General features: G+C 38.6%; 16 protein-coding genes and 1 pseudogene. 9 read left to right on the top strand and 8 right to left on the bottom strand.

The features are described 5' to 3' along the window. Positions 1-234: 234 nt before the first annotated feature. The 3 genes from JCM15074_RS11670 (at position 235) to JCM15074_RS11660 (ending at position 1,518) form a co-directional block, all read left to right on the top strand. Entirely contained in the window at positions 235-474 is a 240-nt protein-coding gene (locus JCM15074_RS11670; RefSeq protein ID WP_025821370.1) for a helix-turn-helix transcriptional regulator, read from the top strand. A gap of 2 nt (positions 475-476) precedes the next feature. Further along, a complete protein-coding gene (locus JCM15074_RS11665; RefSeq protein WP_025821369.1) occupies positions 477-1,220 on the top strand; it encodes a hypothetical protein in 744 nt (247 codons plus the stop codon). A gap of 106 nt (positions 1,221-1,326) precedes the next feature. After that, positions 1,327-1,518, top strand: a complete 192-nt coding sequence (locus tag JCM15074_RS11660; RefSeq protein ID WP_025821368.1) for a hypothetical protein — start codon at positions 1,327-1,329, stop codon at positions 1,516-1,518. A 351-nt stretch (positions 1,519-1,869) separates the two neighbouring features. On the opposite strand, the gene JCM15074_RS11650 is transcribed toward JCM15074_RS11660, so the two are convergent. The 4 genes and pseudogenes from JCM15074_RS11650 to JCM15074_RS11635 all read right to left on the bottom strand — a co-directional run bounded on the left by JCM15074_RS11650 (position 1,870) and on the right by JCM15074_RS11635 (position 6,643). Further along, positions 1,870-2,634 carry an outer membrane protein OmpK gene (locus JCM15074_RS11650; RefSeq protein ID WP_025821366.1) on the bottom strand — a complete coding sequence of 255 codons (765 nt, stop codon included), beginning with the start codon at positions 2,632-2,634 and terminating at the stop codon, positions 1,870-1,872. A gap of 137 nt (positions 2,635-2,771) precedes the next feature. Then, positions 2,772-4,528, bottom strand: a pseudogene (locus JCM15074_RS21940) (flavocytochrome c). A 165-nt stretch (positions 4,529-4,693) separates the two neighbouring features. Continuing rightward, positions 4,694-5,977 carry a sensor histidine kinase gene (locus JCM15074_RS11640; RefSeq protein WP_025821365.1) on the bottom strand — a complete coding sequence of 428 codons (1,284 nt, stop codon included), beginning with the start codon at positions 5,975-5,977 and terminating at the stop codon, positions 4,694-4,696. Positions 5,978-5,980: 3 nt separating this feature from the next. Beyond that, complete coding sequence (locus JCM15074_RS11635) at positions 5,981-6,643, bottom strand: response regulator transcription factor (RefSeq protein WP_025821364.1); 663 nt, start codon at positions 6,641-6,643, stop codon at positions 5,981-5,983. Positions 6,644-7,019: 376 nt separating this feature from the next. On the opposite strand from JCM15074_RS11635, the gene JCM15074_RS11630 reads away from it, so the two are divergent. Beyond that, on the top strand, positions 7,020-7,469 hold the full coding sequence (locus JCM15074_RS11630; RefSeq protein WP_025821363.1) for a GNAT family N-acetyltransferase: 450 nt from the start codon (positions 7,020-7,022) through the stop codon (positions 7,467-7,469). Between the two features lie 83 nt (positions 7,470-7,552). On the opposite strand, the gene JCM15074_RS11625 is transcribed toward JCM15074_RS11630, so the two are convergent. Both JCM15074_RS11625 and JCM15074_RS11620 read right to left on the bottom strand, forming a co-directional pair. Beyond that, positions 7,553-8,215 (bottom strand): single-stranded DNA-binding protein, encoded by a 663-nt coding sequence (locus tag JCM15074_RS11625; protein WP_025821362.1) that lies wholly within the window; start codon positions 8,213-8,215, stop codon positions 7,553-7,555. 32 nt (positions 8,216-8,247) lie between these two features. Continuing rightward, positions 8,248-9,615, bottom strand: a complete 1,368-nt coding sequence (locus JCM15074_RS11620) for an MFS transporter (RefSeq protein WP_025821361.1) — start codon at positions 9,613-9,615, stop codon at positions 8,248-8,250. 290 nt (positions 9,616-9,905) lie between these two features. Here JCM15074_RS11620 and uvrA point away from each other — a divergent pair, with 290 nt between their 5' ends. After that, positions 9,906-12,743, top strand: a complete 2,838-nt coding sequence (gene uvrA, locus JCM15074_RS11615; protein ID WP_025821360.1) for an excinuclease ABC subunit UvrA — start codon at positions 9,906-9,908, stop codon at positions 12,741-12,743. 283 nt (positions 12,744-13,026) lie between these two features. After that, positions 13,027-14,925, top strand: coding sequence for a DEAD/DEAH box helicase (locus JCM15074_RS11605; RefSeq protein WP_025821358.1), 1,899 nt, complete (start codon positions 13,027-13,029; stop codon positions 14,923-14,925). Positions 14,926-15,010: 85 nt separating this feature from the next. Here the strand turns inward: JCM15074_RS11605 and JCM15074_RS11600 are convergent, their stop codons facing one another. Beyond that, positions 15,011-15,958, bottom strand: a complete 948-nt coding sequence (locus JCM15074_RS11600; protein WP_025821357.1) for a DMT family transporter — start codon at positions 15,956-15,958, stop codon at positions 15,011-15,013. Between the two features lie 646 nt (positions 15,959-16,604). Between JCM15074_RS11600 and JCM15074_RS11595 the strand changes: the two genes are divergently transcribed. From JCM15074_RS11595 to JCM15074_RS11585, 3 genes are all read left to right on the top strand, one after another. Beyond that, positions 16,605-17,708, top strand: a complete 1,104-nt coding sequence (locus tag JCM15074_RS11595) for a phosphoribosylaminoimidazolesuccinocarboxamide synthase (RefSeq protein ID WP_025821356.1) — start codon at positions 16,605-16,607, stop codon at positions 17,706-17,708. A 179-nt stretch (positions 17,709-17,887) separates the two neighbouring features. Then, a complete protein-coding gene (locus tag JCM15074_RS11590; protein ID WP_025821355.1) occupies positions 17,888-18,580 on the top strand; it encodes a hypothetical protein in 693 nt (230 codons plus the stop codon). A gap of 3 nt (positions 18,581-18,583) precedes the next feature. Further along, on the top strand, positions 18,584-19,516 hold the full coding sequence (locus tag JCM15074_RS11585; RefSeq protein ID WP_025821354.1) for a hypothetical protein: 933 nt from the start codon (positions 18,584-18,586) through the stop codon (positions 19,514-19,516). Here the strand turns inward: JCM15074_RS11585 and JCM15074_RS11580 are convergent. Continuing rightward, on the bottom strand, positions 19,497-19,952 hold the full coding sequence (locus tag JCM15074_RS11580) for a GNAT family N-acetyltransferase (protein ID WP_025821353.1): 456 nt from the start codon (positions 19,950-19,952) through the stop codon (positions 19,497-19,499). The two genes, JCM15074_RS11585 and JCM15074_RS11580, sit on opposite strands and share 20 nt — an antisense overlap. Between the last annotated feature and the right edge of the window lie 32 nt (positions 19,953-19,984).

Here is a 19,984-nt window from a genome sequence, read left to right as displayed (position 1 = left end):
ATTTTATATCTAACTAGAGGTTAGTTTAACTGCAATTTTGACAAATATAACTAATGAAAATAATGCCAACGAATTATATATTCGGCTAATCAACACCCTATTATTATAGTGAATATAAGTTATTGAAATGGTTTTATTACCGTTAAAAAAATTAATTTTTTTCGACATAACACTTGATATTTACCTTAGAGTGTTCTATTGATCTAAGCACCAATAACTAAATAAGAAACTAATATGAAGTATTCAGGAGCAGAATTAAGAGAAATACGTAAAAAAGCTGATTATACTCAACAAGAATTAGCTACGCGTTTAGGGATTAGTAGAGAGACATTAATAAAAATTGAAACGGACTCACCATCTGCAGTAATCAAAATGGAAATAGTTAATCGTTGGTGGCAGATTTGTCGCCCTAAATTATCACACCATCAACGTGGCTCCTTTAAACTTAGCCTTATTAAGTTTTTTGATATCTAACAATGTTTATACACGAGTATTTAAACAAAGTTGTTAGGATCTTTGTAGCAACGACAGTAATCATTATTGGTTGGCAAACTTTTGGTCATCCAGATTTATTCGATCGTCTGGTTTTAGTTATTTTGCTCGTACTATTAACACTCCCATCAATTCGTAATGATGTAAATATTTTTACGATTATAACCATATTTTTATTTGAAAGATTACTAGAAGAATTATTCTATTTTACAAAAGATTACAGCACGCAGAAGCTTGTTATATATAGCTTATCTATGTTGATTATCTATTTAATGCACTATGATAAACTAGTTCGCTATATAGTAACCCCTCTTGTAACAATAAGCATCCTCGTTGAATGTATTTGGTATTTCAATGGATATCAGGCACCTGCTATACAATTTTACATTGCAATGCTATCTCTCAATGTAATTGTTCGCTATTTATTAATGATGCGTTCACCGTTAGCAAATTACGCAATGGAGTTATACAAAAAAAATATAGATCACCATTACCCCCCTAAAAAAGCACAGCCAACCCCTACCGATTGGATACTATATTCAATTGTTGCATCAAATATTGTCATTATTTCAGTTATGATATTTGAGTATATGCTTAGACATGTTTCGAATTACAACCAACTTTATATTTATAATATTTACCCATCAATCATACAGTTAATAACAATATCAACATTAATCGTTATTATTGATCATGTCATAAAAAATAATCATTCCTTACCAGCATAGTAATATTAACCTATCCTCTCTTTTATTTTATTTAAAAATTGAAGTAATAATTAACTAGTGGAAAAAAATCCACACAGGTTCAGCTTGTAATTAAAAGGAATGTATTATGAGAAAGTTACAATTCGCTATGGCAATGCTCGTCCTACTATTCAGTTTGGGAATGACTTCTGGCGCTTATGCAACTGGTAGTAAAGTGGTACCACCATCAACACCAACTCCGGCAACGGGTAGTAAGGTTGTACCACCAGCAAACGAAGGTTTATCATCATACTTTGATTGGCTTTTCGATTTATTTTAAAATTTCTTACAATGTGGAACAATTTCCACATTTATTTTTATATAGTTGTTCCATATTAATGGACCCAAGGGCTTATAATATGGAACAACTTTTTATAAATAAAAGAATCAATACCTTAAAAAAATATTTATCTGTTATCGACTTAATTACACCAAATACGACATCAGAGCATCATATAGAAGAACTTATTTGTATGACTTACCAAGAGATAAAGTCATTAGATAATATTAAATCTAACATTAACTACATGAATGCAAGTAATGACTAACTTTTATAAAATATATTATGACAACATTAAAATTTAATATAGATGGGCTCATATACACCAGCCCTTTATATTATGTGTAATGATTAAAAATTCATCCCGATAGCAACGCCATACTCAATACCACCTCGTGGAGTAGAGCCCCAACTATCAAAGTGAGTAATGTGTAATTTGCTATAAATAGATTTTGAAATATTTGTTTTTAAAGTCGTTATAATTTGATGCCCATAACTGCGATACCCAAGTAAATGTTGATGCTCAGTTGCTCGATCAAATTGTCCCTCGTAGTTTAATGAGAGCATGTTTTTTAAACCTAAGACAGTCAATGGATAACGCAAATTAAGCACAGTAGCATAACCGCTCATACCATTGAACTCGCCATTTGTCGGCGTCAAAGAAGCAAAAGTATAGTTAGCGCCTAAACCATAATTAATCGAAACTCCAGCTAAACTCACATCATGGCTTACACCTAAGTATAAGTTATCTTCTACAACCGTCTTATTAGCCGAAATGAAGTTCTGTCCCCACAAATTAAACTTAGTGGTGCCAAGGTTGTATTCAATGATATTGAGTGCTTTTAACGTAGTTTTACCTGCTTGACCTGATTGGTCATGACTCCATTGCCCAGGGTTTTCTAGCTTAATATTGGCAAAATAATTACCCCAATCAACAATTGCCAAATGATTCAGCTTTACAAAACTCTGATCAAATACCCCTTTATTATCCGTTTTAGTCGAACTCGTATAAGCTTTATAACCTAGCTCCACATTGGTCACATTCACATCGGCCATAGCCATATTTGAACAACATAAGGTCGATATTAATAATATTGATAACTGAGTGTGCTTCATCGTTTTTCCTTTTTACTTTCAACGAATAATCAATATCAAGACACAATTAATCCCATCACGCATAAGCCATGTCAGTAATAAAAATTATTGTTAGGATATTAAAAATTGGAAACGGCCCTAATGGGCCGTCGAGTAAATTACTTTGAAATTGCCGCTTGCATACCCGCAATACGACCAAATACGATGATATCGGTATAAGCATTACCACCAAGGCGGTTAGTGCCATGGGTTAAGCCAGTGACTTCACCTGCTGCATATAAACCTGGAATCACCTTATCATGCTGATCTAAAACCTGTGCTTTAGTATTAGTCGCAATTCCGCCCATTGTATGGTGCACTGATGGAGTAGCCTTCATAATCCAATAAGGACCCTTACTTAAATCAACTAAACCAGCTCTATGATTAAACGCTTCGTCTTTGCCTGTAGCAGCATAATGATTAACGTCTTTGACCGTTGCTTGTAATGCTTTAACTGGAATATTAAATTTCTCCGCGGCTTCTTCTAAAGTATCAACTTTAAACATTAAGCCTCTACTATTTAAATCAGCAAACTCGCCAGGATGCATATCAACCGTGCCGGCCACATCATCGATATCTTTATTCCATAACACATAAGCATAGCGTCCAGTTTGATCTAAAATCGCATGGCTAATCACATCGCGACGATCAAGCTCCTCAACAAAACGTTTACCTTGTTGGTTAACTAAAATTGCACCAAAGAAGCGAGCATCAGCAATTAATGCAATAGCGCCAGTTTCAGGGTTACAAATAGGGTAACTTTGGATATAACCTAAGTTCTTGGTAGAGGCTTTAATCTTTTCAGCCATCACAATACCATCGCCAGTGCCGCCAGCATGACCCGTAGTACCATAGCGCTCATCAAGCTCAGGGTTGTACTTCTTACGCATCTCAACATTGGCAGAGAAGCCACCTGTCGCAATCACAACACCTTTATTGGCGTGATAAGTAATCTTCTTACCATTTTTAGTCGCTTCAACACCTATCACTCGGCCTTTATCATCTTTCAATAATCGCTGAGCCGTTGTATTGGTATGTACAGGTAACCCGACTTCCTCTGCTTTTTTAGCAAATTTGCCAATAACTTCTGCGCCAGTATGACCTTTAGGAATTAGAGCACGTTTAACGCTGTGACCACCAAACTGAAATAGTTGATTAGGGTAAAACTCCACATCCACATAATCACGTAACCATTCAGATGCCTCTACAGCATTATCTACCATCGTCTCAACCATGGCAGGATCGCTTTATAGTCACCGCCTTTAAGGGTATCTTCCATAAATAGGGCTTTACTGTCGGTAATTCCCATATTTTTTTGAACCCAACTACCCGCTACGTTCATCTCTGCACCAGAGATTAATGAATTACCGCCAATAATCGGCATTTTTTCAATGATGACAGCAGAGCTGCCCATTTCCATTGCTTCAAGACCCGCACTAAAGCCTGCACCACCCGCACCAATCACCACAACATCATAAGTATAATCAGTTGGTTGTGCGACTTGCGCTTTACCTGCTACCGCACCAGCAGCAACCAGAGTCACTCCTGCAGCTTTTACACTATTTTCAACTGCACGTTTAAGGGCATTTGAGGTAACAGTTGCGCCAGAAATACTATCAACATCTACCGAGTTATTATCAATAATCGCTTGTTTAACATCTTTAAAAACAGCCGCGGCTAACACCTTATTCTCATGCTGCTTAATCACGTCAATATTAACAATGTGACCATTGCTAAAAGTCGTCTCAACAACGACTTCACCATGTTTACCTTGTGCTGAACCTTGGGCTTTACTCATTTCATTATTGATATGACAGCCAGCTAAAATGGCACTTGCCATCATGGCAATAACTAAAGCGGATTTTTTAAATTTCATCAGTAACGTCCTGCCTATAACAGTGTGTAACAACATAATTTATATAGACTTAATAATGAACTAAAAATCAGATTATTTGCTTAATAACGCTTTATCAAATCTCATATTCTTAATCCACTATTACAGCATCGATTTATTATTTAAATAATATCGACATCAACTACATTAATTGCTTAATCTATATTTATTATGCCCACCAGTTACGTCAAAATTACGTAAAATTGCCTCACTAACAATGTGATCATTGTCGAAATTTAGTACTGAATAAAAATAATTATTAAACTTATGTGTACTGAAACCATATTCCAATTGCTTTGCTAATCGATTAACGAGCATTAAGCCTAAGCCGAAACCATGTTGCTTATTTTCTAACATAGGATTAGCAATAATAATGCTACCTAGACGTTGAATAATACAAACATGTTGATCACCATATTCCAATGCATTACGAACTAGATTATTTAACATCATTTTTAATGGTTCATGTAAACCAATGACACAATAATGATCACATTGAAGTTGAACTATATCTAATTTTCCTTGTGCATACTCTTGCTCAGTAATCACTTGCTGTAATAATTGGCCTAAATTAATCGATTGTTTCTCCAAATTTGTACTTGTTTTATTAGTTGACCACAATAACGTTTCAATAATTAATTTCATCTGTGTCGTTGCTTGGCTCGCTGCTAATACAGGTCCATGTAGCGCGCCATGCTGTAAGGTTAATAGTTCAAAAGAGGACTGACAAATAGCCACAGGGGTACGTAGTTCATGACTCGCATAACGTAAGAAATTGAGCTCTCGTTGCTGGGCTTGTTGTAATTGCTGTAATGAGTGATGCAGCGCATCCACTATGGATTGTAATTCTGCATATCCTTGTGCAGGTAAGCTTAAGATCTTCATTCCCTGCCAATCATGCTGTTTTATCGCTTGGCTGATCCGATGTACAGGGGTAATCACCTTTGATTGCAGATGGAAGCTTAAAATGGCGACCACAGCAAATGTCATCACCACTAACAGGATAATTGCCGTCATGTTTTTAGGTGCAAATACGAGATCATGACTGGCGTTATAATGTAGCCAAATATATAAAGGCTGGCCGCTAGCCGTGTAATGTACACTCAATGCATCAATATAAGGACCATCAAAATGCTGATAAAGAATTCCTGTATCCGCCGTTGGAGCTTGATTATTATTCAGTGCTTTAATGGCTTCAGGTACCCGTTGCCAATCGGCATACACACTTATGTTATCAGTATCTAATTCTGTTTTACCCTGCTTGAATAATGCCTCTGCAGCTTGTCCAGCGTTATGCAACGTAATCTCATGCATGGAAAACATACCAGTACACATCATACATAACGGAATAATGCTATTAATAGCCAATACCACCACTAAAAATAGCAAACTATAAATCTGATAAGTGCGTTTTAATGAAAATGAGTGCATAGACTAATCGCACCTTAAACATAAACCCACACCCCGAATGGTATGCAGTAACTGTTTATCAAAAGGTTTATCTATAATGCGGCGTAACAGATGGGTATGACTGCGTAAACTGTCACTATCAGGCGGTGTATCAGGCCATAAAGTACGTTCAATTTCATCACGTTCGACAATGTCAGGACTACGGCGAGCAAGTAGTGCAAGTAACTCCCAACTGGTTCTCGTTAATGATAATAATTGACCTTGTCGAAAAGCCTCATGGGTACCAAAATCCATTTCTAAATCGGCAACCTGTAATCTAGGTGTTATTGTTCGACGCTGTGCGACCACATTTAATCGAGCAACTAACTCAGCTAATGCAAAAGGCTTGACCAAGTAGTCATCAGCACCCGCAGCAAAACCTGATAATCTATCATCTAAATGACTCCGGGCCGTTAACATAATAATTGGCGTAGTAATTGATAACGACTTCCAATACCGACAAGCAGAAATACCATCACCATCAGGCAAATTAAGATCGAGTACAATCACATCAAAATGTTGGGTGAGTAAACGTGCTTCAGCTTGCGCAATTGTTTCAGCATAGTCCACTTCAATTCCGTTTAGCGCTAAATACTGAATGATGTTATTAGCCAATAAACGACTATCTTCAACTAGCAATATTAACATATTCTAATTTCCATTAAGCAATATATTACATTAGAGTAAGATGATAAATATTTATTATAATCAACATTTACAATCATAATAATTAACACCCTCTTGGTTAATTATATTTTATTTCCTTAATATAAAATTAAACAATTACAACTTGAAACATTTACTCACTATGAGACATTTATCTCACTTAAATAAATTATAAAAATAAAAGTAAACAGTTGTGATCATATGACTTGATTTTATAAAAAGATAAATTAATAACACTCTTATTAATTATGCTGTAAAAATATTACTTCTTATAAAAATTGGTATAAATGGTAATTAACGAGCAGTACAAAATATAGTAGCTATAATTATATAACTTTCATATCAATAGCGAGTCTCTATGATGCAAGTAAAACAAGCGAAAATAGAAGATATCCCCCAGATAAGTCAGTTATATCAACAATATTTAACTTTTTATAACGTTGACTTTACGGATAAAAGTCCATTGGAATTTTTACAGGAACGACTCACTAATAAAGAATCGATACTTTATTATGTACAAGACCAGCAAGGTAATTACCTCGGATTCGCACAATTATATCCTTTATTTTGTTCCTTAGAGATGAAAAGAACTTGGCTATTATATGATTTATTTGTCAGCCCCACAGCACGTAAACAAGGAGTCGCAGCCATACTATTAGATCGAGCAGAACAACTCGCCAGAGACACTAATTCAGCATTTATCATGTTAAGTACCGCAACAGATAATACTCAGGCCCAAAGTGTCTACAATAAACATGGATATGTGCGTGATGATGAATTTTACACTTACTTATACCACCTCGACTAAGTGACTTATAAGCCCAATAAAATTAGGCCTCTGTTTTTGCAAACAAAGGCCTAGTTATTTCATCAAATTATGACAACACCGAATTAAAACGGAATATCGTCATCCCAACCATCATCAAGATCAGGAGTGAAATTCTGTTGTGGTTGCGGCGCAGGACGCTGCTGTGGAGCAGATTGCTGTGGCGCTGGAGCAGACTGTTGTGGCGCTGCGGGCTTTTGGTACTGCTGCTGTTGCGGTGCAGGTTGCTGCTGATAACCACCTTGCTGCTGTTGTGGAGCAGACTGCTGCTGGTAACCACCTTGCTGCTGTTGCGGCTGGTAGTTTTGTTGCGGCTTAGGCGCATACTGGTTTTGCTGCTGACCATAGCCACCAGATTGTTGGTTATCACTACCACCTTGAGAACCACCACGGCTATCAAGCATTTGCATCTCATTACCTACAATCTCAGTACGGTAGCGATCTTGACCTGTAGCCTGATCTTGCCACTTACTTGTTTGTAGACGGCCTTCAACGTATACCTTTGCGCCTTTTTTCAGGTATTCACCTGCGATTTCAGCAAGGCGGCGATACATTACAATGTTGTGCCACTCTGTACGCTCTTGCATTTGACCTTGTTGGTCTTTCCAAGTTTCGCTAGTTGCGATAGTAAAGTTAGCAACTGCATTGCCATTTGGCATATAGCGCACTTCAGGATCCCGGCCTAAATTGCCGACCAAAATAACCTTATTGACACCACGACTGGCCATTGAAATCTCCTAGAATAAATTCTAAATTTTACTTAATTGACAGAGCCTAACACAGCTCGCGCTTCTCTCAAATCGAATTGATCATTTACTTTTAAATATGCTACTTGCTCTTCTAACACCACAATTGCTTCAACCACCCCAACGATATGAGATAGGTCTGCAGCCATTTGCTGTGCTTGAGGCTTATCAGTAATGACCGCTTCTAAAGTATAGCTTTTTAATAACACGGGATTTTTCATCCCTAATGTTAGTAATAGCCATAATATAACCAAAATTAACCCGGCAATAAAGACACCCTGAGCACCGACTAGCTCATAGGCACCACCGCCTAATAGACCACCACAAAATGCCCCTAAGAATTGGCTTGTAGAGTAAACGCCCATCGCAGAACCTTTATCACCTACAGGACAAAACTTAGCAATCAAACTCGGTAATGATGCTTCTAAATAATTAAACGCGGTAAAGAATAGTACGACCGCAACAGCTAACAACCATAAGGTGTGACCACCCGCAATCATAATCACTAATGATGCAAACATGATGAGTAGTGCAATTTGAAAAGTCGCTTTAGTATTTTTACGTTTCACACCGATAATAATCAGTGGGATCATTAATAAAAATGCCCCCACAAAGGCAGGGAAATACAGCATCCAATGATGCTCTTTCGGTAACCCTGCATCAACTAAATCAAGTGGAAGCGCCACAAAAACAGCCGTTAACACCAGATGTAAAATAAAGATACCTGCATCTAAACGAAACAGCTGTGGGTCTTTAAACATACGTAGCAATTTAGCCGGTGTCGCAACAGTATCGCCCTTAGGGGCATGATGAACGGGGTTCGGCACTAAAATTTGAACAATCAACATGCCCAATAGTGCTAATACGGCAGTTAATGCAAATAAGCCTGATATGCCTACGTGTCCTGCCACTATCGGCCCAACAAGTAGTGATAGTGCAAATGAAAAACCAATGCACATACCAATAATCGCCATCACTTTGGTACGTTGTTCATCACGGGTCAAATCTGCGGCTAAAGCCAAAATAGCGGCGGCGATAGCACCTGTACCTTGTAATGCTCGGCCTAATACAACACCATAAATAGTGTCAGACATGGCTGCCACAACACTACCAATAGCAAATAGTCCCAAACCGATTAAGATAATGGGTTTACGACCATATTTGTCAGATAAAATCCCCATTGGGATCTGTAATAACGCTTGAGTTAGGCCGTATGCGCCAATGGCAATACCGACCCAAAGTGGAGAGAATCCTTGCAGATGTTGACCATACAGTGCGAAGACTGGCATGATCATAAACAGGCCCATCATGCGTAAACCAAATACGCTGGCCAACGAGAAAGCAACCTTTTTCTCGGTGTTTGATAGTCCGCTCATGGACATGGACGTGTTCCTGTGATCTGATGAAAATATGAGAGCTGCGCATTTTAGCACAGAAATATTTCATTGCATTAATGATATACCTGAACAAACTTAAGCTATGATTTTATCTAGCGATATCAATATTCAGTTAACTTGGGTATATACAGACAATATTCTCGAACAGATAGTTCCCCTAGCAAGATTTACCACTAAAGCGTTTATATCAACCGAAAAATCTCGTTAAACACCACTTCAAAACTATGCGATACTAGTCGCAATTTTCTAGATCAACACAGTTAGTAGAGAGATAGATGGATAAAATTGAAATTCGCGGCGCTCGTACCCACAACCTTAAAAATATTAACCTTACCATCCCACGTGATAAGTTAATTGTTATTACAGGTTTATCTGGTTCAGGTAAGTCTTCTTTAGCCTTCGATACCCTATATGCAGAAGGTCAACGCCGCTATGTCGAATCATTGTCTGCTTATGCTAGACAATTCTTAAGTTTAATGGAAAAGCCAGATGTCGATCATATCGAAGGCTTGAGTCCTGCAATTTCAATTGAACAAAAATCAACATCCCATAATCCACGTTCAACTGTAGGCACGATTACCGAAATTTATGATTATCTACGTTTGCTATTCGCCCGTGTAGGTGAGCCTCGCTGTCCCACCCATCATCAACCGCTAGCAGCGCAAACGGTGAGTCAGATGGTAGATAAAGTGCTGACCTTACCCGCTGGTAGCCGCCAAATGTTACTGGCACCAGTGGTACAAGATCGTAAAGGTGAGCATGTCAAACTGCTCGATAGCCTAGCAGCTCAAGGTTATATTCGTGCCCGTATTGATGGCGAAGTGTGTGACCTATCCGATCCACCCACACTTGATTTGCATGTTAAACATACCATAGAGGTAGTCGTTGATCGCTTTAAAGTGCGTGATGATATTCAGCAACGCTTAGCGGAATCATTTGAAACGGCACTCGAGCTATCTGGCGGTATCGTTACCGTTATTGATATGGACGATAACAATGCAGAAGAACTGCTCTTCTCTGCTAACTTTGCATGCCCGCATTGTGGCTATTCAATGGCAGAGCTTGAGCCTCGGATCTTTTCCTTTAACAATCCCGCTGGTGCATGCCAAACATGTGACGGTTTAGGGGTACAACAATTTTTTGATCCTGAGCGTGTGATCACTAACGATGAATTGTCCCTTGCAGGCGGTGCGATCCGTGGCTGGGATCGTCGTAACTTCTACTACTTTCAAATGCTCACCTCTTTGGCTGAACACTATGACTTTAATGTCGAAACGCCTTATTGCCAGCTAGATAAAAAAGTAAAACAGATCGTACTGTACGGTTCAGGCAAACAAAGCATTGCTTTCAAATACATTAATGATCGTGGTGATGTGGTGATCCGCAAACACCCATTTGAAGGTATTTTAAATAATATGGATCGCCGCTATCGTGAAACTGAATCGAATTCAGTACGCGAAGAGCTTGCTAAATTCATCAATACTCAATCTTGCCAAAGCTGTGGTGGTTCACGTTTACGTGAAGAAGCTCGTAACGTCTTTATTAATGATCTTAACTTACCAATATTAACCGAATGGTCCATTGGCGAAGCGATGGATTATTTCGAGCAACTAGAGCTTAGCGGCCAACGCGCACAGATCGCCGATAAGATCTTAAAAGAAGTGCGTGAACGTTTAGGTTTTCTTGTTAACGTGGGTCTTAATTATTTAAGCCTATCTCGCTCAGCCGAAACATTATCTGGCGGTGAAGCGCAGCGTATTCGTCTCGCCAGCCAAATTGGTGCAGGGTTAGTTGGCGTGATGTATGTATTGGATGAGCCCTCTATCGGTTTGCATCAACGTGATAATGAACGCTTATTGCATACATTAATCCACCTACGCGATCTAGGTAATACTGTGATTGTAGTGGAGCATGATGAAGATGCGATTCGCATGGCTGACCATATTATCGATATCGGTCCAGGTGCGGGTGTCCATGGCGGCGAAGTGATTTGCGATGGTGATTTAAATACGATTTTATCAACACCAGCTTCCATCACTGGTCAGTATCTCAGTGGCGTTAAACAGATTAATGTAGCAGGCGATCGCACACCTTATGATGCTGAACGCCTAATTAAACTAACAGGCGCATCGGGTAATAACCTTAAAGAAGTTGATCTCACGATACCTGTTGGACTGTTTACCTGTATTACTGGTGTATCAGGTTCAGGTAAGTCAACTTTAATCAATGATACCTTCTTTAAAATTGCTCATCGTATGCTTAACGGTGCAACCTTAGATGAACCCGCGCCTTATAAGACCATTGAGGGGATGGATCAATGTGACAAAGTGGTTGATATTGACCAAAGTCCAATTGGCCGAACTCCACGGTCTAACCCTGCGACTTACACTGGCATTTTTACGCCAATACGTGAATTGTTCTCTGGCACTCAAGAAGCTCGTAGCCGCGGTTATAAACCGGGTCGCTTCTCTTTTAACGTCAAAGGTGGACGCTGTGAAGCTTGCCAAGGTGATGGCTTAATTAAAGTTGAGATGCACTTCTTACCTGATGTATATGTGCCTTGCGATGCTTGTCATGGTAAACGTTATAACCGTGAAACCTTAGAGGTTAAATATAAAGGTAAGAGTATCCACGAAGTGCTGCAAATGACGGTTGAAGATGCACGTAGCTTTTTTGATGCGGTACCTGCAATTGCGCGTAAATTGCAAACACTGATGGATGTTGGCTTGTCCTATATCCGCCTAGGCCAAAGTGCGACGACTTTATCTGGTGGTGAAGCGCAGCGAGTCAAATTAGCAAAAGAATTATCTAAGCGTGATACCGGTAAAACCCTCTATATTTTAGATGAGCCCACTACAGGCCTACATTTTGCCGATATTCAGATGCTATTAGATGTCTTGCATCGCTTAAAGTCACAAGGAAATACTATTGTTGTGATTGAGCATAATCTTGATGTCATTAAAACGGCAGACTGGATTATCGACTTAGGTCCTGAAGGTGGTAGTGGCGGCGGTACAATTTTAGTCGCAGGCACACCTGAGCAGGTAGCTGAACATAAAGAATCGCATACCGCTCGTTTCTTAAAGCCACTACTCACAAAAATGGTTAATTAACAAACAACCCAAGGCGTCTTAATAAAATAAGATGCCTTCTTTTTTAGCGCTAGATCGCTATTGTGGTGTGATAAATGCAGCAAATAGACACTTTAGTTGCATGAGTTTTATACAAAATGGCCGAATTGGCCTACTTTTTGCTAAATTTTTGTGCTTTACCTTGGAAAACGGCGTATCTTCTGCTATAGTCTCATCTCTTTCGGTGCGGAAAATCGACACGGGGTTGATTTTCTGTCTGTGAAACCTAAGGTGTTTACCGAACACCTCCACAAGGCTACAACCCATGTCATCCAATGAAAAAACTTTCCGTGAACTCGGCCTTGCCGAGCCTTTGTTGCGTGCTCTTGATGAGCTAGGCTATGAAAAGCCAACGCCAATCCAAGCAGCTAGTATTGAGCCGCTTATGGCTGGCCAAGATATTCTTGGTCAAGCACAAACTGGTACAGGTAAAACAGGTGCGTTTGCACTGCCTCTACTCAGTAAAGTTGATCAGCATTTAAATGCTCCTCAAATTTTAGTTTTAGCACCGACCCGTGAACTTGCTGTTCAGGTAGCTGAAGCATTTAGCAGCTACGCTAAATTTATGAAAGGTTTCCATGTTCTACCTATCTATGGTGGTCAGAGCATGCATCAACAATTACACCAGCTAAAGCGTGGACCACAAGTTATTGTTGGTACTCCAGGCCGTGTAATGGACCATATGCGTCGTGGCACGCTTAAATTAGATTCATTAAAAGCACTTGTGCTTGATGAAGCTGATGAAATGCTAAAGATGGGCTTCATCGATGATATCGAATGGATCCTTGAACACACTCCTGCACAGCGTCAATTAGCGCTATTCTCTGCAACTATGCCTGAGCAAATCAAGCGTGTTGCGAATAAGCACTTAACTAACCCACAGCAGATCAGTATTGCGGCTAGCCACACTACCGTTGACTCAATTGAGCAACGTTTTGTGCAAGTGTCTCAACACAACAAGCTTGAAGCATTAGTACGTGTATTAGAAGTTGAAAAGACTGAAGGTATTATCATCTTCGTTCGTACTCGTAACTCATGTGTTGAATTAGCTGAAAAGCTAGAAGCTCGTGGTTATGCTTCTTCACCATTACATGGTGATATGAACCAGCAAGCACGTGAACGTGCTGTTGAGCAGCTAAAACGCGGCCAGTTAGATATTATTATCGCAACTGACGTTGCTGCTCGTGGTCTAGACGTTGAACGTATTGGTCACGTTGTAAACTACGATATTCCATACGATACAGAAGCTTATGTACACCGTATTGGCCGTACTGGCCGTGCTGGTCGTACAGGTATGGCAATCTTATTTGTGACTCATCGTGAAATGCGTATGTTACGCACTATCGAGCGCGCCACTAATAGCCGTATTTCACCAATGAAAGTACCTAGTCCAGAGACAGTGGCAGAACGCCGTCTATCTCGTTTAGGTGAGCAAGTTGCAGCAGTTATTGCTAACGAGCCATTAGACTTTATGCAAGGCGCAGTTGCACAACTATGCCAGCAATTAGAAGTTGATAGCGAAACATTAGCAGCAGCATTACTACAACAAGTTCAGAAAGAGCGTCCACTACAGCTTCCTGCAATGCAAGAGCGTCCACCTCGTGAAGAGCGTGCTCCTAGAGAACGTGGCGAGCGCGGTGAGCGTAGCGAACGTGGTGATCGTAGTGAGCGTCCTCGTCGTGAACGTGGTACTCCAACAACACTTGGTAGTGCTGAAGCATTAAAAGATAATCCAGATCTTAAGATGTGCCGTTACGTGATCGAAGTCGGTCGTGACAATGGCGTTGGTGTAGGTAACATTGTTGGCGCTATCGCTAACGAAGCTAACATTGACAGCCGTTACATTGGTCAAATCCAATTATTTGATCAAGTCACTACCGTTGACTTACCAGATGGAATGCCTAAAGACGTGCTAGATCACCTACGTAAAGTTCGCGTATGTGGTAAAGCAATCAACATTCGTGAAGCTGATGCTAACGAACAAGCGATGTCTGGTGGTGAAAACCGTGCTCCTCGTCGTCGTCGCCCACAAGGTGATCGTCCACAAGGTGAACGTGGTGAGCGTCGTCAAGGTGATCGTGGCGACCGTCGTCCTAGCGACCGCGGTGACCGCCCACAAGGCGAACGTCGTCCACACCGTAAAGGTGGTCGTGACAACGGCTAATCCGCAACTAACATTTTGTTAGTTCAATAAAAAAGGCGCTTAATGCGCCTTTTTTGTTAGCTAATTTATATTAACTCTCTTTGCATTAGATAGTTGCAGCAAAACGTCTTCTGGCTCGATATAAAGGCAGTAACTGCATCAGCATCACTGAGCTAATAATCAATGCGATACCAAACATAGATAGTGCATCGATACTATTGTGGTGAATAATGTCACTCCACCACCCCATACTTGATACCCATGCCGTTAATGCAAAGCTAAATAAAGGCGTCAGCGGTACCATTGCACTCACTTGTGCCGTAGGCCAATAACGCATTGCCTGACCAAAACAACCATAAGCCACTAAGGTATTAATGGCACAGAAAATCGCGATACTCCAATCACCACTATTCATATGTGTAAAGTGTTCAAAATGGCTAAATGGTGCCATTGCCACAATGCCAAATGCATAGATAAATAACAGGACATTATTCGGTGATAACTGAGTTAATAATGACTTCTGTAGTAAAGCATAACTGGCCCATGACATTGCAGAAAACTGAATAATCATCACTCCAATTAAAATACTACTGCCACCCTCTCTAGAAAAATGTAAGTAAGGATGAAAAAATAACAGCATCCCCAAGGCCAGCGTGGCAAAACAAGTCAGTTGAAACGCTGATAATTTCTCTTTAAAAAATAACATGCCGCCAAACGCTAAAAAGAAAGGAGCCGTTTGAAAGTTTAACTGTGCAGTCCCTGGCGCTAAATATTTTAGTGCGATAACAAATGACACATAGTTACTGATCAGCACCACACCCGCTAACCCCAACTTAAGCCAAGCTTGACGTGTAAGTTGTTTAAATTGATGTAACTGGCCAAAAGCGAGCTGGATAAAAAAGCTGACCACTAACGCGACTGCAAAACGAAACCACGTTAAAGTAATAGCATCAATGAATCCGCCCGATAACTTCAATGCTATTGGTAAAATTCCCCAAAAAATAACCGCAACTGAGATAAAAAATAATCCCAGCCGTTCACTAGATTGTTGCAAGGTCTTGCTCCTAATATGAGCTAATCGTATTAATACTATCTGTTGCCGCCAATGAGGTAACGACAAAAGCCTCTTTAGTCGCTTAAGCAGCTAAAGAAGCAAATAGAATTAATAAGACTAGTTTGTACTGTTCAATAAATCATTTTGCCAGCAGCAAAAATGATAGAAATCTAAAAATTACTGATAAGAATTGAATGTTGATGCGTGTTTAAATGATAACTCAATTTATACTAATTAACTGTCACCTTTATCAAAAATTTTATACGGCTTTGCCTCCGGTTCTTTATGCGAACTTGGCGAAATATCACTCTTAATCTAAGGACTAATTGTTCTCAAAACCAATCAAACTTGTCATGTAAACAGATAATTAAATATTAGTGATAAATTCGATAAACATAGGTAGAATGCAGCCAATTTGATGTGTCTATAACTCAAATATAAGAGTGCTTAATAACACGGTGAACAAAACAATAAAGCAAATCTACAGCCATTTAAGGATGAATAGCCACTATCGCTACCATCTCAAGTCGACTGCGCTCGTGTTATTTTCTCGCTTACCCATCCATATCAAATTTCAACAACTTACCGTGTTCACGGTCATAACCTTGTTTAATCCCCTACACCCATACATAAAGGAACCATTGTCATGAGTCTTGCTAATTCCGTTTTAGCAGTTAACGATAATCTGCCTATTCGTACCGATAGCCCAGTACACAGCGGGAAAGTGCGTAGCGTTTACTGGTTAACCGAATCCGATAGTCGCCGTCTTATCGAGCAAAAAGGTTACGATGTCCCTGCTGATACCCCATTGGCAATTATGATCATCAGCGACCGAATTTCTGCATTTGACTGTATCTTCCACGGTGAAAATGACCTTAACGGCGTACCGGGAAAAGGTATCGCACTGAATAGCATCTCAAATCACTGGTTTAAATTATTCCGTGAGCAAGGCCTAGCTGATAGCCATATTCTAGATATCCCACATCCATTTGTATGGATTGTGCAAAAAGCACGCCCAGTCAAAATTGAAGCGATTTGTCGTCAATATATTACCGGTTCAATGTGGCGTGCCTATGCAAAGGGTGAACGTGAGTTTTGTGGTATTCAACTACCTGATGGCTTACAAAAAGATCAAAAACTACCAGAATTACTGATCACACCATCAACTAAAGGGATCTTGACGGGTATTCCAGGTGTTCCTGAACAAGATGATGTCAATATCACCCGTGATGATATCGTTAACAACTATCAAGCCTTTGGCTTTGAATCTATTGCCGATATTGAGCTATACGAGAAGCTGCTTAAACAAGGTTTTGCCGTTATTGAATCAGCACTTGCAGAGCTTGATCAGATCTTTGTCGATACAAAGTTTGAATTTGGCTATGTCAAAGACAAAAATGGTCAATCAAAGCTAATCTATATGGATGAGGTCGGCACACCAGATTCTTCACGTATTTGGGATGGAGCTGCTTATCGTGATGGTAAGATTATCGAAAACTCTAAAGAGGGTTTCCGTCAGATGCTATTAAACAACTTCCCAGATCCTGATATTTTACTCAATAAAGACAGAATGACTGAGCGTAGTGCATTAGCGCGCGATAACGACCTCCCAACGGAGATCATGATGGATGTCTCAAACACCTATGTCGGTATTGCTGAAAAGGTTGTAGGACATAAGCTAAATCTTTCCAAAAACCCTCGAACAGAAATTATTGCAATTTTAAGAGATCAGTTTGATTTAATAATATAGAAATAATAAATACGTAGCCTAAAGCCCATCATCGAATAAGTGACGGGCTTTTTTATTGTCTTTTATAATTAAAATATAGTTGAACAAGAATAAAAACAATATTGACCCGTAGAATTATCACTGTTAGGTTTATATAAAATAATTAGAATTAATACTTCTTCAAAATGAAGGAAATATAAATGAAAAAAATACTCCTTATAGTTATTGCTTCAATTAGTTTACTTGTTACAGGGTGTGCTACAAAACCGCAACTACCCATTCCATTTGAGAAGAACAACTTTCTAGATAAAAACAAAAGAATAGGGATCGTGATAAATGATATAAAAACACCTGAAACTTATATTGTAGGTGCAAGCTGTCTACTATGTTATGGTGTTGCAAGCGCAGCAAATTCATCATTAGACAAACAACTTAAAACGCTTCCAAAAGAAGATATCGAAAACTTAAAACATGACATTTTTAATGTATTAAAAAATAAAAAAATAAAAACAATAAACTTAGAAAATAATATTGATATTGGGAAACTAAAAAAATTCAAGAGTAAAGAACAAAATACTTCTAAAAAAGATCATACTATTTATAAATCTGATTCAATAGACTATTTACTTGTGATAAATATTAACATGTTAGGGGCATATCGAAGTTACTCATCATATATACCAACAATGGATCCTGTTGCTATATTATCTGGAACTATATATTTAATTGATTTAAATAGTAATAAATATATTTGGTATAAACCATTTGACTATAGAAAAGCCTCTTCACTTGAGTGGGATGAACCACCTATGTTTCCTGGGATGACAAATGCTTACTACGAAGTCATAACTACAGGTAAAGATGACATACTGTCTAATTTTAAGAGTCTATAATACATGAGAAAACTATATTTTTGTTTTATTATAATATCTAATATATGGCTGAGTGGCTGTACTCACTCACCTAAAGGTTATATTAAATCAGTAAATAGTTACTCTATAAAGAATGATCAACCTATCTATCTCTATTTCACGCAAGAAAAGGTAGAACTAATAGGAGTAGTAAAGTCATCTTCAAAAAGTGGAAATAGCACCGATATGCTCTACGTCGGTGCTACACCTCTTGATTTTTTTGCGGGAATAATTGCACATGGGATAGTGGCTGAATCAATAAAAAATAGTAATAAAAACAAAATACAAGAAAATGCAAATAAAAACATAGAGCCATATATAAACTTAATTCAAGATATAAAAAACTCAGATCTAACGAGAAAATATTTAGTAAATAAACCTAGTAAATATACATTTATACACTACAGTGAAAACAATATAAACATTCATAATGACAGTTTAGTTCTAGAAATAACCCCTATATTCTTAATGAATGAAAATCAAAATACATTAATATTAAGAAATTTATTTACAATATTCAAGAAAAATCAGATAAATAAATCACTAAAAAAAAGAAAAGTGATTTACCAAAACCAAATTGAAGTGTTCTCACAAGAAACAACCTCAGATTCAATTTATAAATACTGGACAAAAAATAATGGAGAAAATATAAAGACTCAGCTTTACAACTTATTCTCATTATCCGTAAATATATTAAGTAAACAAATTAATAGTAAAGGTAAAAAATATACTAGCGAAAACATCCAATATTTTAATGGTACTGATTATACATTTGAAAGATCTCAAATTATAGAAATTAACTGTGATCGGATTATTATTAAGACATTAAGAGGATGGATAAAATCGATTCCCACTCAACGTCTAAAAAATATCCCACATAAATGTTCTAATCAACTTATCAAAGCTGACGTGTCATAAACGCACTATGTGGATCAAGCTCATAATCGGCAAATGGGTCACAATATTCAAAACCATGCTTTTCATACAATGCTCTTGCTGGCTTAAAGAAAGCCATAGAGCCTGTTTCTAAACTCAGTTGACTCAATCCTAATTCACTCGCTTGCGACAACATATAATCTAATAAGATTGAAGCGATCCCTCGTCCTCTAAAGTCCTCGTGCGTCCGCATTGACTTAATTTCGCCATGCTGACTCGTCAATAACTTAATCGCGCCGCAAGCAGCCAATCGTCCACCTTGCCAAAGTGTCCAAAACTTCACATCAGCTTGCATCAGACTAGTTAAGTCGAGTGTGTGCACACTTTCGGGCGGCGAGGTTGCTAACATATCTTGATGATGTTGCTCTAGTAACTGCTTAACTGCGGAGCTTGAGAGATCATCTAATTGAATCTGCATTATGGTTTTTATCATAGTTAGGGTAATAACCA

The sequence above is a fragment of the Shewanella marina JCM 15074 genome (assembly GCF_000614975.1).
In the GTDB taxonomy this organism is placed as follows: Bacteria; Pseudomonadota; Gammaproteobacteria; order Enterobacterales; family Shewanellaceae; genus Shewanella; species Shewanella marina.
Note: the sequence above shows the minus strand (reverse complement) of the source record. Positions and strands in the feature narration are given on the sequence as shown.